The 14,217-nt window shown below is 58.7% G+C and carries 11 protein-coding genes; 4 read left to right on the top strand and 7 right to left on the bottom strand.

Annotated features, from left to right (window positions below; all coding sequences use genetic code 11):
- Positions 1-98 precede the first annotated feature (98 nt).
- Complete coding sequence (locus tag J122_RS11690) at positions 99-1,148, bottom strand: cytochrome-c peroxidase (RefSeq protein WP_061332483.1); 1,050 nt, start codon at positions 1,146-1,148, stop codon at positions 99-101.
- A gap of 248 nt (positions 1,149-1,396) precedes the next feature.
- On the opposite strand from J122_RS11690, the gene J122_RS11685 reads away from it, so the two are divergent.
- The gene (locus J122_RS11685) at positions 1,397-1,942 is read left to right on the top strand and encodes a rhodanese-like domain-containing protein (RefSeq protein WP_061332482.1); all 546 of its coding nucleotides are present in this window, start codon (positions 1,397-1,399) and stop codon (positions 1,940-1,942) included.
- A 45-nt stretch (positions 1,943-1,987) separates the two neighbouring features.
- Here J122_RS11685 and J122_RS11680 read toward each other — a convergent pair whose 3' ends face one another.
- Positions 1,988-2,440, bottom strand: a complete 453-nt coding sequence (locus J122_RS11680) for a hypothetical protein (RefSeq protein ID WP_143151245.1) — start codon at positions 2,438-2,440, stop codon at positions 1,988-1,990.
- 311 nt (positions 2,441-2,751) lie between these two features.
- Here J122_RS11680 and J122_RS11675 point away from each other — a divergent pair, with 311 nt between their 5' ends.
- Positions 2,752-4,440, top strand: coding sequence for an arylsulfatase (locus J122_RS11675; protein ID WP_061332481.1), 1,689 nt, complete (start codon positions 2,752-2,754; stop codon positions 4,438-4,440).
- Between the two features lie 33 nt (positions 4,441-4,473).
- The gene (locus J122_RS11670; RefSeq protein ID WP_061332480.1) at positions 4,474-5,502 is read left to right on the top strand and encodes a porin; all 1,029 of its coding nucleotides are present in this window, start codon (positions 4,474-4,476) and stop codon (positions 5,500-5,502) included.
- A 33-nt stretch (positions 5,503-5,535) separates the two neighbouring features.
- On the opposite strand, the gene J122_RS11665 is transcribed toward J122_RS11670, so the two are convergent.
- The gene (locus J122_RS11665) at positions 5,536-6,525 is read right to left on the bottom strand and encodes a helix-turn-helix domain-containing protein (RefSeq protein WP_061332479.1); all 990 of its coding nucleotides are present in this window, start codon (positions 6,523-6,525) and stop codon (positions 5,536-5,538) included.
- A gap of 186 nt (positions 6,526-6,711) precedes the next feature.
- On the opposite strand from J122_RS11665, the gene J122_RS11660 reads away from it, so the two are divergent.
- Positions 6,712-8,802 carry a tetratricopeptide repeat protein gene (locus J122_RS11660; protein ID WP_082780576.1) on the top strand — a complete coding sequence of 697 codons (2,091 nt, stop codon included), beginning with the start codon at positions 6,712-6,714 and terminating at the stop codon, positions 8,800-8,802.
- Positions 8,803-8,838: 36 nt separating this feature from the next.
- On the opposite strand, the gene J122_RS11655 is transcribed toward J122_RS11660, so the two are convergent.
- The 4 genes from J122_RS11655 to J122_RS11640 all read right to left on the bottom strand — a co-directional run bounded on the left by J122_RS11655 (position 8,839) and on the right by J122_RS11640 (position 14,187).
- Entirely contained in the window at positions 8,839-10,227 is a 1,389-nt protein-coding gene (locus tag J122_RS11655) for an SLC13 family permease (protein ID WP_061332477.1), read from the bottom strand.
- A 24-nt stretch (positions 10,228-10,251) separates the two neighbouring features.
- Positions 10,252-10,824, bottom strand: coding sequence for an antibiotic biosynthesis monooxygenase (locus tag J122_RS11650; RefSeq protein WP_061332476.1), 573 nt, complete (start codon positions 10,822-10,824; stop codon positions 10,252-10,254).
- Between the two features lie 69 nt (positions 10,825-10,893).
- On the bottom strand, positions 10,894-12,225 hold the full coding sequence (locus J122_RS11645; protein ID WP_061332475.1) for a DUF1329 domain-containing protein: 1,332 nt from the start codon (positions 12,223-12,225) through the stop codon (positions 10,894-10,896).
- A gap of 18 nt (positions 12,226-12,243) precedes the next feature.
- Complete coding sequence (locus tag J122_RS11640) at positions 12,244-14,187, bottom strand: DUF1302 family protein (protein ID WP_061332474.1); 1,944 nt, start codon at positions 14,185-14,187, stop codon at positions 12,244-12,246.
- Between the last annotated feature and the right edge of the window lie 30 nt (positions 14,188-14,217).

Below are 14,217 nucleotides of genomic sequence, written 5' to 3'. Positions count from 1 at the left end.
CAACAGGACAAAGGTGGGGAATTGTTCGTATGGCCCTGGCCCTGAACGAAACAGCGCGCCCGGAGGCACGCTGTTAAAGGTACCGGCTGATCAGGTGATCACGGCACCATGTCGGTGGGCCGAGGTGTGGTGGCGGTGCTCGGCGGCAGGATCGGGTACCGGATTTCAGGGACATTACCGGTCAGGGTCTTGAGGAAGGCAACGATGGCTTGAACCTCGTTGTCATTAAGCTCGGTACCCAGCTGTGCGGTCCCCATGACCGCGACGGCCTCATCCAGGCTCCAGACTGCGCCAGAGTGGAAATAGGGTGCGGTCAGCTCAATGTTCCGAAGCGGGGACGCACGGAAGACATACTCGTCGGTTGCTGTCTGGGTCACTTCGAAGCGCCCGCGGTCACCCTCAGGCAGAATGGCACCGCCCGGGCGTTCGACCAGACCAAACGGGTAGTATTCCTGGCCACCCAGGTTCACACCGCTGTGGCAGGCCGCGCAACCGCGATCCATGAACAGGGCCAGTCCCTCTTTCTCTTTTTCGTTCATCGCCTCAGTGTTGCCACGCAGGTACTTGTCGAAATCTGAGTCCGGAGTGATCAAGGTTGCCTCGAAAGCTTCGATGGCAATGGCCATGTTATCGAAGGTTACCGGGTCATCCTGCCCCGGAAAGGCATCGCCAAAGCGCTCAACATACTCCGGCATACTCTTCAGGGTAGAAACCACCCGCTCCGGCGTGCTGCTCATTTCCACGCCAGCCTGAACCGGGCCCTTGGCCTGTTCAGCAAGGTCTGCTGCCCGGCCATCCCAGAACTGCGCTGCGTTGAACACCGCGTTGAATACCGTCGGGGAGTTCCGGGGGCCTTTCTGCCAGCCATGACCGATGGATACCGGCAGGTAATCATCACCGCCCATACCTACGTTATGGCAGGTGTTACAGCTGATCAGATGGCTGGAAGACAGGCGCGGTTCGAAGAACAGCATCTTGCCCAGTTCCACCTTGGATTGGGTCAGCTCATTGCCGTCTATCACTGGCGGGTATTTGGGAATCGGTTCGAAGGTGTTTCTGGCCCGGTCGAGCAGCTGATCCGCGGCAGCGGACCCTGCCATAAATCCAAGACTCAGAATCAGGGCTTTGGTTAATGGACGTTTCATCATGGTTCACTCTCCTTATGAGACAGGTCTGGTCTCTCTGAATCAACGTTAACAAATGCCCCGGCAACTGCACGGAAAACCGGTCAGAGTTGGCGTCATAATTGATGTCTGTCAATTTTCACTTTTTGTCGTGGATATTCAGGGTTAGCTGCGACATTTCGCCGCTGAACGAAGCGGTTTGGCGGGTGTCAAATGGGAGGTTATATCGTTATGCTCGAAGAGAAATCCTAGACTCAAAACAGGAGATTGCCATGAAATCGTTACTCGTGATGTTGCTGTTCAGTTTTGGCCTGGTGACCACGGCCCAGGCTGAGGAAGCGCTTTCAGTCACGCCACAGGAAACCCTCGATATGGTCCAGCAGCAGGGCGATCAGGTGTTGTTTATTGACGTACGGGACCCGGTGGAAATCATGTTCATCGGCTTCACCGATGCGGTGGACCTGAACATTCCGTTCCAGATGGTGGACCGCACCCGGTTCAACGAAGACAAAGCCGTCTTCGCCATGGATATCAACGAAAATTTTGTTGCCGAGGTGGATGCCGCGTTGGCTGAAAAGGGGCTGGACCGGGATTCGCTGATCATTACCATGTGTCGTTCAGGTTCTGCCCGTGGCAAGCCCAGTGCGGACTATTTGCTGGAGCGTGGCTTTACCAACGTGAAGTATGTGGACCACGGCTTCCAGGGTGATTCCCTGAAAGAAGGTCCGCAGAAGGGTATGCGCCTGAAGAATGGCTGGCAGAACTCCGGAATGCCCTGGACCACCAAGGCAAACCCCGAAAAAATCTATCGTCCTTGATTATTCGGGTGCCTGCCGCGGAAGGCACCCGAAGTCCTTGTCATTTCAGAACGTGAAGACACGCATATTGCGATTCAGCATCTGGTCGGCCATCTGCGGCGGCATGGCGACACCAACACCGTCAATCAGGTCGTCCTTACTGTTGTCGCTGTTCGGCAAGTACAGAGCACAAACACTGGCAGTGCCACCCGCTTTCAGCAATCCACGCAGCATTTGGCCGGGCGTTACGTTGCGCGGCGCCAGAGCTTCACCCTCATAGGATTTCAGGGCCAGGTCTCCGGCCTCATCACACAGCAGCACGTTAACCTTGGCGCCTTTTTCCGCCATGGTATTGGCCAGCACCATGGCCATGCCCTGGGTCTGGAGGGAGTCGCTGGACAGAATCACCAGAACTTCTTCTACGGCGCTGCCTTTGTTTCCGTGGCTGGCGGCCATCGCGTGCATCGGTGCCAGTGTCACCAGAACGGCCAGGGTGAAAAGTTTGAGAATATTGGTCATTGGTTGAGCTCCTTGAGTGAGGTTTTCACCGCTCAATATAGAGCTCCGTGGGAATGGGGTCAGTGACATTGTCACTGTCCTGCCGACTCAAACAGGGGGCAGCTTTCTTCACGATCCAGTTCCATGAATACTCCTCGTGCAACGCGAATTACCACCACTACCTAGCGTAATCGGGTGTGTTGCGTCTCAGAGAATGTTGCGCATTTATGACAATGGCTGCGCATACGGGATAACCCCTACCCCTAAACCCTCAGCAGAATGAAGTTGACCACACACTGGTGGCACAACAACGAACTGATTGAGGGCATAGCATGTACAAAAACAACACGCTGCTTCGTCGGTTGGGGCTTGCCCTGGGGTTGGTGGCAGCGTCTACGCTGGCATCAGCCAACCAGGCTGAAAAACCCAACTTCCTGCTGATTATCGCCGATGACCTGGGCTATTCAGACATCGGCGCGTTTGGGGGCGAGATTGAAACCCCGAGCCTGGATGCCCTGGCCAATGAAGGCATCCGGATGACCAACTTCCACACCGCACCCACCTGTTCCCCGACCCGGTCCATGCTGTTTTCCGGCACCGATAATCACCGCGCCGGTATCGGCAACATGGCCGAGCTGCTGACGCCGGAACAGAAAGGGCAGCCAGGCTACGAGGGCCACCTGAATGATCTGGTGGTGACTCTGCCTGAGGTACTGCGGGATAACGGGTACCACACATCCACCACCGGTAAATGGCATCTTGGCCGGACTGAGGCGCTGAGCCCCAATGCGCGTGGGTTCGACGAATCCTGGGTGCTGGTGCAGGGTGGCGCCAGCCACTTTGATGATGGCCGCGCGATTATCGGGGTCGATCCGAAAGCCATATACCTGGAGAACGGCAAGCAGGTAGAAGTGCCCAAGGGCTTCTTCTCTTCCGACTTCTACGCCGACAAGGCCATCGAGTACGTTAACGCGGCCGGCGACAAGCCGTTCTTCCACGTGTTGTCGTTCACCGCACCCCATTGGCCCCTGCAGGCGCCGGATTCCTACATCAAGAAATACGAGGGTCGTTACGACGAGGGCTATGAAGCCATTCGCCAGCAGCGCCTGGGCAAGATGAAAGACATGGGGCTGGTTGGGCATGAACTCGCCGCCAACGTACCTTTTGACCAGCTGCCGAGCTGGGATGAGCTGACCGATGAGCAGCGCAGGATCGAAGCCCGAAAGATGGAGATCTACGCCGCCATGGTGGACAACATGGACGAGAACATCGGCCGTGTTATTGGTCACCTGGAAAAAGCTGGCAAGCTCGATAATACCGTGGTCATGTTCATGTCCGATAACGGCGCAGATGGCAACAGCCCGGAAGTGTTGCCCCGCAACAAGGAATGGATTGCCTCTGAGTACGACAACAGCTTCGAGAACATGGGCCGTCGTGACTCCTACATCTGGTATGGCGCCCAGTGGGGACAGGTAAGTGCCACGCCTTGGCCGATGTGGAAAGGCTACCCAACCCAGGGTGGTTTTCTGGTGCCGGCTATCCTCAGCCTGCCGGGCAAAGACGCCAACGGTGAAATCAACCACGAGTTTTTCCATGTGATGGACATCATGCCGACGTTCCTGGAACTGGCGGGTATCGATGTTCCTACCAGCCCCTACAAGGGCCGGGAAGTGTTCGAGGTTCAAGGCATTTCGATGGTGCCCGGCCTGAACGGTAACGCGCCGGAAAACCGGGTTGTTGGATGGGAGCTCTATGGCCGTTCGGCGGTGCGCATGGGTGACTGGAAAATTCGACTGATGGAGCCACCTTATGGCCCGGGCGAGTGGCAGCTTTTCAATCTGGCTGTTGATCCTACTGAAACCACGGACCTGGCCAGCAAGGAACCTGAAAAGCTGAAACAACTGCTGGCTGAGTGGGACAAGTACGTCAAGCGCAATGGCGTGATCGCAGCTGACCCTGCCGACATGCGGAGAGTTGGATACAGCTTCACCACCTGCCTGTACGGCAAGTGTGTTGAGTAACCCGACCCCATGTCAGAAAACAGGAGATACGCCATGAAACTGAAACAGACACTGCTGGCGGCTGCGGTATGCGCAGCCGCCGCCACCCCGGCCCTCGCGGTCGAGCTGGATAAACCGAACTTCTACGGGAACCTGAATGCCGGTGCCCTGAAGATCGAAGGAAAAGACGCGGAAGCAGAAGCTTTTGAACTTGAACTCGGGTTGCAAGGCAAAGCGGCCATCGATCAAGGCCTGAACCTGAACTACGCCGTTGAGGTGGACCTTGCCTGGGCCGCCAACAGCGCCGATGACCCCACCACCGGCCGTGATGGTGAAGCCGATGTGCATGTGAAAGAGGCCAAGTTCTGGCTGCCAACCCGCTACGGGTTGTTTGTGGCGGCGCCCCGGGGCACCAGTGGCCAGTGGACGGATATCTACGGGCCAATCAACCACTATGAATACAACGTGTCCCGGGCAGACCCACGGCCCGATGGCATCTTCGCCCAGCCGGATCGGACCTCAGGTACCTTTGCCTACCATACCCCCTGGTTTATGAAGACCAAGCTGGTATTCGCGGCGATCACCCTGAACGACAGTAACGGTAAAGATGCCGATGGTCGCTCGGTGCGACTGGTTCATAAGGGCGACAACCTCGGATTCGCCATCGGAACCACTCAATTGGTGCAGGAGCAACTGCCGCCGTTTGCCACGGATGATTACCTGATCTCTGCCGCTGGCGTGAGTTACCAGCTGGGTGGTCTGGCCCTGGGTGCGGTTTGGGAAAACAACCGGAATGCGCCATACCCACTGGACCCGCAAGGCAAGGCCGATTTTGATTCCTACGGTGTCTCTGCCCAATACATCACCGAAGGCGGTGCTGGCATAGCGGTGGGCTACAAGGAAAAGGATCACGATTACTCGGCGGCGGACAACTCCGTCTACACCGTGAAGCTCGAGCAGCGAATCACCCCTCAGGTGAAGGTATGGGCAGAAACCGGCCAATACGATAAGCCGGTTGTCAGCCCGCAAGGGGCGCTCGTGACCGATACCAATTACGCCATTGGCTTTAACCTAACCTTCTGACTCTGAAAGCGTCTTGCCCGGGGAGATTCGGCATTAAACCGAATCGAGCCGGGCCTTTTTACTGACCACAACCCGGGATGCACGGCACTGCCGCAGGGTTTCCGAAGGCAGCTCGCCAAAGGCTTCGTGGTACTGGCGGGTAAAGTGGCTCAGGTGGTTGAAGCCGAAGGAAAACGCCGCATCGCCGATGTTGATGTCGGGGCTGGTTCGGAGTAACTCCCGAACGCCTTTGAGTTTGTGGCACAGAATAAACTTTGCCGGCGTGGTGTTGAGGTAGGTACGAAACCCGGATTCCAGCGACCGCCGGCTGGCGCCGGTGATCCGCAGCAGGTCGCACACCGAGATAGGTTCGCGAATATGCGCCAGTATCCATTCCGTTGCCAGGCGAATCCGGCTCGGGAGTATCGACGGGTTTTCCAGGCCCTCACGGTGCAACTGGTTGGCAAATTGTGCCAGCAGCAAGCCTTCCCACTGGGACTGAACCGCCGGGTCTATCCGCCCCTGACAGATTTCGTGTTGTTGCGCCAGGCAGGTAATGGCGTTTCTCAACACCAGGGCGTCTTGATGATTGCCGGGGATAAAGGCGTTGGTTTCCCTGAGAAAGCTGAGGTCCGGGACACCCAGGGTGTCGATCAGTTTCTGGCGCGCCAGGCTCATCACCACGGCCCGGGTGCCTTTTTCCCAGACCAGGTCTGCCTGCTTGCCCGGCGCTGTCAACACCAGGCTGTCGGCTGGCACGTTGGTATCCAGGGATTTGCAATAGATGTTGCCCGACAGCACCAGAACCGCGTGAAAGGTCTGCTGGGTTTCGGACTGAATGTGAACCTTCTCGGACCACATGGCGCCGAACAGCGAGCTGCTGCCCACGGGCTGCAAGGTTAGCAGGTTCTCGGCCCGGCCGTTGTGAGACAGAGGGGCAACCTCGCGGTCTTCAATGTGGGCATTGATGAAGGCCTTTGCCTCCTCAAAATCGGGAGAGCGCACACCCACGTTGTATCGGAATGGAACCTGTTTTTCGTTCATGGCGGAGTCGTTGTTTTTGTGTGTTCAGCCAATGGGATCTTAGCGATCTTTATCATAAATCAAGCAAGCGGCAGGCCACATCCCGAAAGTTGGGCCAGCCTTTGCAAGTCGTGGGCTTACAGGGGTGGTCGCAGGATATTCCGGGAATTCGGGTTTATGATCTGGTGAAATGGGTGCTGAAGTAACATGGAATTGAACGATATGATGAAGCGAGGCTGGAGGCTATTAGCCATCGGTCTGCTGGTGCTGACCGGCGGTACCGCTGTGGCCGACCCTTCTGTTTGTGTGGATTGCCATGAAGGGGAAGTGGCCGAATGGTCCCGCTCCCAGCACGCCGTCGCCATGGCGGAAGCCAGCCCGGAGGCGGTGGCCGGTGATTTCTCCGGCGCCCACTATCAAGACTCAGAGCTCGCCGTTCAATTCCTGGAGAAAGACGGGCAATTCGTTATTCACACCCGGGAGGGTGACGAAAAACGCCAGTGGACCGTCCGCTACACCTTCGGGGTTTACCCGCTGCAACAGTACCTGATTGATATTGGCGATGGCCGCCTTCAGGCTTTCAACATTGCCTGGGATACCCGCAGCAAGTCCGAGGGTGGCCAACGCTGGTTCCGGTTAGACGAACCGGGGCAGAACCGGCCCGGTGATGCCATGCACTGGACCGGCATTTACCAGAACTGGAACAACCAATGCGCCGATTGCCATTCCACCGGGCTGGAGCGTAACTACGCCCCGGTGGAAGACCGATACCACACCGAGTGGCAGCACGTGGCCGTGAGTTGCACCGCTTGCCATGATGCGGCTCTGGACCATGCCTCTGCGCAGCAAAGCGGAGACTCCCTGGCCGCCGGTGTGCAACTGGCGGCGGTGGGGGCCTGGCTGGTGAGCGAAGGAAAACAGCCACCTCGCCTGAAAGGGGCCAAGCCTGGTTCCAAACAGGTGGCCACCTGCGGCCAGTGCCATTCCCTGCGCACCAGCCTGACGGATTCCGCCGGTGGCCAGGTACACGACCAGTTCAGCCTGAGCCGGCTGGACCAGCCGCTGTATTACTCTGATGGGCGAGTCCGGGAAGAGGTATTTGTGCTGGGCTCCTTTGAACAAAGCAAGATGTTCCAGGCCGGTGTTGTCTGTAGCGACTGCCATAACCCCCATACCGGCAAGCTCAAGATTGAAGGCAACGGTGTCTGTGCCCAGTGCCACAACGCCGGTGACTACGATACCCCGGATCACCACCATCACCCCCGCAACAGCGAAGGTGAGCAGTGCGTAAGCTGCCACATGCCCGAAGCCACGTTTATGGGAATCGATGACCGGCGGGAGCACAGTTTCATGGTGCCCCGGCCAGATGTGTCGAAGGCATCCGGCAGCCCTGATGTTTGCCTGGCGTGCCACACAGACCGGGATCGTGCCTGGTCGATGGACACCGTCGGGAGCTGGTATCCGGATCTTTACCAGCCGGACACGTGGCATCACGTTCAGCAACGTAACCTGGCAGAGGTTCTGGCCTATCTGGCCGATGAGGGCGAGCCTGCCATTCGCCGGGCAACGCTGCTGGAACAGCACGGGGACGCCCTCGTGGCCCGGCACATGTCGGTGGTGGCGCGTCTGGCCCAGAGCGATCATGCGGTGATCCGCGAGAGCGCCTATCGTGTGCTCAGGCATGGCGAGACGGGCTGGGTCCGGAGCCTTGCCGAGCAGGGGTTGGCTGATGAATCACTGGCGGTCAGGCTGGCGGCCTTTGAATCCATGGTGTGGAGCGGCAGCCTGCCGGACTCCGAACGCTGGGCCGGGGTCAAGCGGGAATACGAGCACTATGTTGATATGCAGTCAGACCTGCCCGCGGGCAGTGTGCTGAAAGCCCGATACCTGATGGCCGGGGATTATGTCTACAAGGCTGAGCAACAACTCAAACGTGCACTGGCCAAAGACCGGGGCTATGTGCCCGCCACCATCCTGCTGACCGATATTCTCCGTTCCGGCGACCGTAACCTGGAAGCGGTCCGGGCCATTGATCAAACCCTGGAACACAGCCCTGACGAACCCCAACTGATTCACCTGCGGGGGCTGATCCGCATTCGCCTGCAAGACTACCCGGCGGCGCTGGCGGATCTGGAACGGGCCCATCAACTGGTGCCCGGCCAGTGGCTGTTTGGCTACCGGTACGCGGTTGCGCTGTTCCAGCTGGACCAGAAGGACAAAGCCCGGCAAGTGACCCAGGCCCTGTTGCAACAATACCCCGATAACGCACAATTGCGGGCACTGATGAACCACCTGTAGGGACAATCAGAACCGGGGCTGGGGCGCGCTGTCGCCTCAGATCCACCCCAGCCACTTCCACCACAGGTAATCCAGCGGAAACAGAATCACGATGGTGAGGGCGGCCAGTATCAGGCACAACCGGGCGGCATGGCGCATGGGAATTCCGGCCAGGGGCATGGCCATCATCAGGGGCACGGACTGGTAGGTGAAGATGATGGTGGAGAAGCCCAGAACCTGGGTCATCAGCACCGCTTCCAGGCTGAAGCCGGTCATCTCGCTCATGGCGCCAGCCAGAGGGGTGAGCGTTGCCGGAATGCCGGCCAGGGTGGTGACCATGCCGGTCGCGGTTGCCGCCAGTGACAGGGTAAGGAAGTTGGCCAAATCCCGCCCCGGCTCCAGCGGCAGCCAGGCCAGTACATGGCCGCCCAGAATGCCGCTGATGTTCTGATGGTTGATCAGCCCGGCAATGCCCAGCAGGCCGGCCACCACCAGAATCGAGCTGATATTCACTTTCTGGTTGAAGCTCTGGGTGCAGATCATGCCAATACCGGGCATCAGCAGCAGGGTGGCTGCCGCCAGGCCAATCCACGCCGCCGATATCTGGTGCCAGGTGTCGGTCAGCCAGAACCCGAGGGTCACCAGAAGAATCACCATCAGCCGCGATTCCGTGAAGTTGAAAGGCCGGCCGGGGCCCGCTTGCGGAGCCGGTTTCGGGCTGTCCGGGTACAACCGCACCAGCACAACCACCAGCAGGATGGCCTTGAGGATGCCCAGCACCGGAAAGTGCAGCAACAGGTATTCCCCGAACATCGGGCTCCAGCCATGAATCTTCTCGGCAGAGCCGATCATGATCATGTTCGGGACATTGGCGGGCAGAATGGCAAAGGTGGGCAGATGGCTGCCGAAGGCCGCCGCCAGCCCGACGGCTTTCTGGCCGTTGCTGCCAGGCTCAAAGCCACAGCTGTGGGCGATGGTCAGCGCGATGGGGATAAACAGAACAATACGCCCCACCGAGGACGGCATGACAAAGCCCAGCACAATGCCAATCACCACGATGCCGGCGATCAACCGGGTATAGCTGGCATCCAGGTGGCGGGTAAACAGGTCTGACACCCGCTGGGCCAGGCCGGTTTCCGAGATGGCAATGCCGATCACCAGCCCCGACACAATCAGCCAGCAGGCGGTTGAGGTGAGCCCGGAAAACACCACCTCGGCCGGGGCCAGCGACAACAGCATGGCCAGGGTCAGCACCAGCAGGGCAGTGACAAACTCCGGCATGGCGCCGGTGGCGAACAGCACAAGCCCGGCCATCACCAGCAAGGCCGATAGCAGCTGCGGGCCTTCAAACCAGTCCACCACCGGGCTGAACAGCAACGCTGCAGACAATAATGGAATCAGGGCCAGCGCGAGCCACTGAGACCGGCTAACAGGCAGGTTGGTCATTGCCGGGTAAGATCCTTCTTGCCGTTAACGAACATCGTGGTTCTTTTTCGGAAACAGCCAGAAGGCAAACCAGCGGGTCATCCGTGGCATCAGCACGTAGCTCATCAGCAGCATGACCACGATGGTGACCGCCATGGTGCGCAGCAGCAGCGGGATCTGTGCCAGCAGGTCGCCAAAGAGCAGGAACACCAGGGTGACGGCGGGATACAGGGCCAGCCAGCTGACGAAGGTCATTTTCCACTTGGGTGGCGGTTTGACCGGGTTCTGACCGGGCAGGGTAAACCAGGTGACAATGCCAGAGGTGACTTCCCGCTCACTGGGTTTTGCCAGCAGCGCTTCAATCTGCTCAAGCAGTTCGGCTCTTTCGGGGGAGTCTTCCCAGGCGGTCAGGGTGTCCCGGTCCCTGAACTTGAAGACAATCCGGTATTCCGGGTCATCCGGCGAGGAGGGCCGGAACATGGTGGCACCCAGATAACCCGGGAAGCTGGCGGCCCTTTCGGTCATCTGGCTGCTGAGTTGCTCAAAGGCCGATTCCTCACCTTTTTTTACCCGGCGGGAAACCACCACTGTGAGGGGAGTGTGGAGTGCGTCTGACATATTCTACGCTCCGAAATGAAAAAGGGGCCCGTACAGCGGGCCCAAAGGAGAGCAACTACGACTTGCCGATCAGCTGCCTGTTGCGCGCATGTGTTGCACGTTGAACATTTGTGGCGGTGACATCTCCGGGTCAACCTGGCCCTTGAACTGGCCGGTGGTGCAGTGGCTGGCCTGAACATCGATCATGCTAAAGCTGTCATCGATAGACACGCCGCTGCCCTTGTTCTTGGGCAGGTGATGGTCCGGATGGGCCTGACCGATGGTGAAGGTTTTCCACATGCTGCCCTTGCGGTCATAAGACACCGTGCGCGGGATAGTGAAGGTCTGGGCGTCCATGTAGTGAACCCGGCGCGACAGCGGGTGGCTGTCATCCACCGGCACCGATTCCACTTCGTAGACCTTGCGCAGCTGCCAGGTGATGTTTGGGAAGCAGCCACCCTGGCCGCCGAAGGCCACAACCTGGTAGCCATCGCTGTCCTGGTGGGTCTCGGTATCCAGTTCCAGGTCGTTGTGGTTGTAGAACGGCATCAGCATGTTCCGGGTGCCTTTGTAGGTCCAGTTCATGTCTGAAATTCGGCCGTTGTAGCCCTCAAAGTCCTCGATCATCAGGTCTGAGCCGAGGAAGGCATCGGTTACCTGGCCGGTGGCCAGGCGACGAACCCGGCGCTGGAAGCCCAGGTACAGCCAGGAGTTGTCGCGCTTGAGGTCATCTGCGGCGCGGTGAATCAGCAACTGGGTGTTGCGCACATCGGCCGGGTCCAGTACCTGCACGTAGATGGCACGGAACAGGTCAGACGGGTTGGGGGTGATTTCCGGCGTCGGTTCCTGGTTTACCCGACCCTTGAAGTTCAGGAAGTGGAAGTTGAACTTGATGGTGCGCTCCAGCTTGCCGGAGTTCATGTCCCGGTACTTCCAGTAGAACGGGTAAATGGCGGCGCTGTCGCCCCAGTTGTAACCGTACTTGTAGTTCCACGCCAGCTTCTCGCCAGCGCGCGGGTCGTTGGCATCCGGCTCTTCCGGGAACGGGCGGCCGGCTTGCCAGCCGTTGATCTCACCCACTTGGTCACCCAGCGATACCTGGCCAAGGGCGGCGCGGGTGGCGTCAATGTATCCTTCATTTAATCCGAAGGAGGTGGTGTCACCCACAGTGATGGAAGTCCAGCCATTCTCGATAAACGTGTAGAAGGCCGGGTCAATCACATCTTTGAATTCAGCCACGTTAGACTGGTCGATCACCAGGCCGGTGTTCAGGCCCTCTTTCGTAGGCACCGAATCGTTATATGGGAAAAAAGAGTTCTCGATAACGTCGTCACTGGCATGGGCCAGTGAGGCCAGCATGCCGGTGGCCAGGCCGGCGGCCAAGCACCGGGAAAGCAGCGTTGGTTTGGTTAGGGTTCTCATGGTTCTGTCCTCTTGTAATCAGAAGCTGTAACGGGCGGTCAGCTGAATTTCATCTTCCTTCTGGGCCATGCCGATGGGGCCGGATTGGAAGCGACCGAGCGGTTCATAGCCGGAGAGACCTGCGGATTCACCCGGCTGGTGTCCGACAACGCCCGGGGTTTGTGTGAACGGATCCCAGGGGTTACAGGAGCGGCAGTCGTCAAACTTGCGGGCGCCAGTGCCCACTTTGAAGTTGCCGCCGGCGGTCAGTTTGAACCGATCGGTCACCAGCCATTCAACAGACGGTGCAAGGGCGGTGGCCTGGGCACGGAAATCGTGAGCGGTGATGAGCTGGGGGCTGAGCCGGCCATTCATGTAGAAGCCCTTGATCAGCAGTGTCGCGGTCCAGTTGTGTTCCCAGTCGGGGATACCGGCCTCGCCGTAGGTGCGCTGCTCACGTTCGTGATCCAGAATGTGCTGACCAAAGATCTGGCCTGAGAACAGGAACGCCTGGCTTTCGTTCAGCGCCGGGATGAAGATGTTCTTGTCTGCACCGATCACGTAACGCAGAACATCGGATTCGGAGTAGAGCCGTTCACGGAGGGTGTTGGCGAACTCCTCACCGGAGGTATAGGCGGTTTCGACCCGGAATACGGTATCGATGCCTTGTGAGTAGTAATCGAGGGAACCGCCCACCAGGTTGACCCGCGGGAAGTGAATGTCGAACGCAATCAGGCTCGGCCAAACGCCGGTTTCACCTGTGAACCCGTTCTGGGCGGGTATGCCTCCACGGAGCGAGGGCAGCTGTGAACGGTAGGTCAGCGCATTCAGCGAGAAGCCAAGATCGCCGTAAACCCCTTCCATCTTCAGACCAAGCTGGGTGTTGGACAGGCTCCAGCTGGGCATGTGCGCCTTGCGGATACCGATCTGGCCAGGGCCGAAGTCTGTTGCCAGCCCCCCGTCAGGAGTGGCGCCCGCGAAGTTGGCCACGGTGCCACCATTCTCCCAGAGGTTATTCATGCCCCGGAAAAAGCAGCCGGCATCCAGAATCACATTTGGCTGGCCACACTGGCCAATGTCATGGGGCCGGAACTTGTCGAAGTTCCAGACCACCTGGAAGTTCAGATCATCAAACGCCAGGCCGTCGAAGACTTCGGTGGGCCCCATGCGGTAGTCGGTACGAACCATCCACATCGGAATCCGGATATCTTCCAGTTCGTCGTAGATGTTGTTGCGGGAGAAGTCGACCGGGTTGATCACATCGAGCACCCGGAACAGGTCGGTTCGGCCCCAGATCACCTGCTGTTTACCCACACGAGTACTCAGGATATTACCGTTGGAGAAGTTAATGTCGAAATCGGCGTAGAGTTCACGGATGAAGTCGGCCCGGTCGTTGAATTCCTGGAACCTCATCTCATTTGAATCTTTATCCAGGTAGCCCTGGATACAGCCCCGGTCGTCTTTGTCGCAGGGCCGGACGGGAACACCAAAGGCTACGCCGTTGTCCTGCCCGTGCAGGTGTTCGCCCAGTACCACCATGCCGTCGTTCGGGTTTTGGGTAGTGTCAAAGCCGAAGGTGTTTCCCGGCGGCAAGGGGATCGCGCTGGCAGGACTGCCAACACCGCTGCCATGGGGTACGGAGCCCTGGGCAAGATCCTGTAATTGAATCGGCCCGCCGGCGTTACGGCCATACTCGTCATCATTCAGATCATAAACACCATCGTAACTACCCCGCAGGATGGCGTTGAAGCGAACGTTACTGAAGATGCCCATGTCGCCAGCGCGTTTCTGAGCCTCTAACTGAAGGGTGTTACGGAACTTGGAAAGGCCAACGCCCTCCCGCCCGTAGGTTGCGTTTTCCACGTAGCCGTTAAAGCGGGTGTCTTCCGCGGCCACGGTGGTGGTCATTGGTAGCAGCGCCAGACTGGCCCCACCCGCCAGGGTGTAGCACCAGAATCTCAGGCCTCTTGTTTTTATTTGCATGGCTTGTCCTCGTTACAGGTTTTGGGGAGT

Origin of the sequence: Marinobacter excellens LAMA 842, assembly GCF_001574445.1 — a bacterium.
Lineage (GTDB): Bacteria > Pseudomonadota > Gammaproteobacteria > Pseudomonadales > Oleiphilaceae > Marinobacter > Marinobacter shengliensis.
Note: the sequence above shows the minus strand (reverse complement) of the source record. Positions and strands in the feature narration are given on the sequence as shown.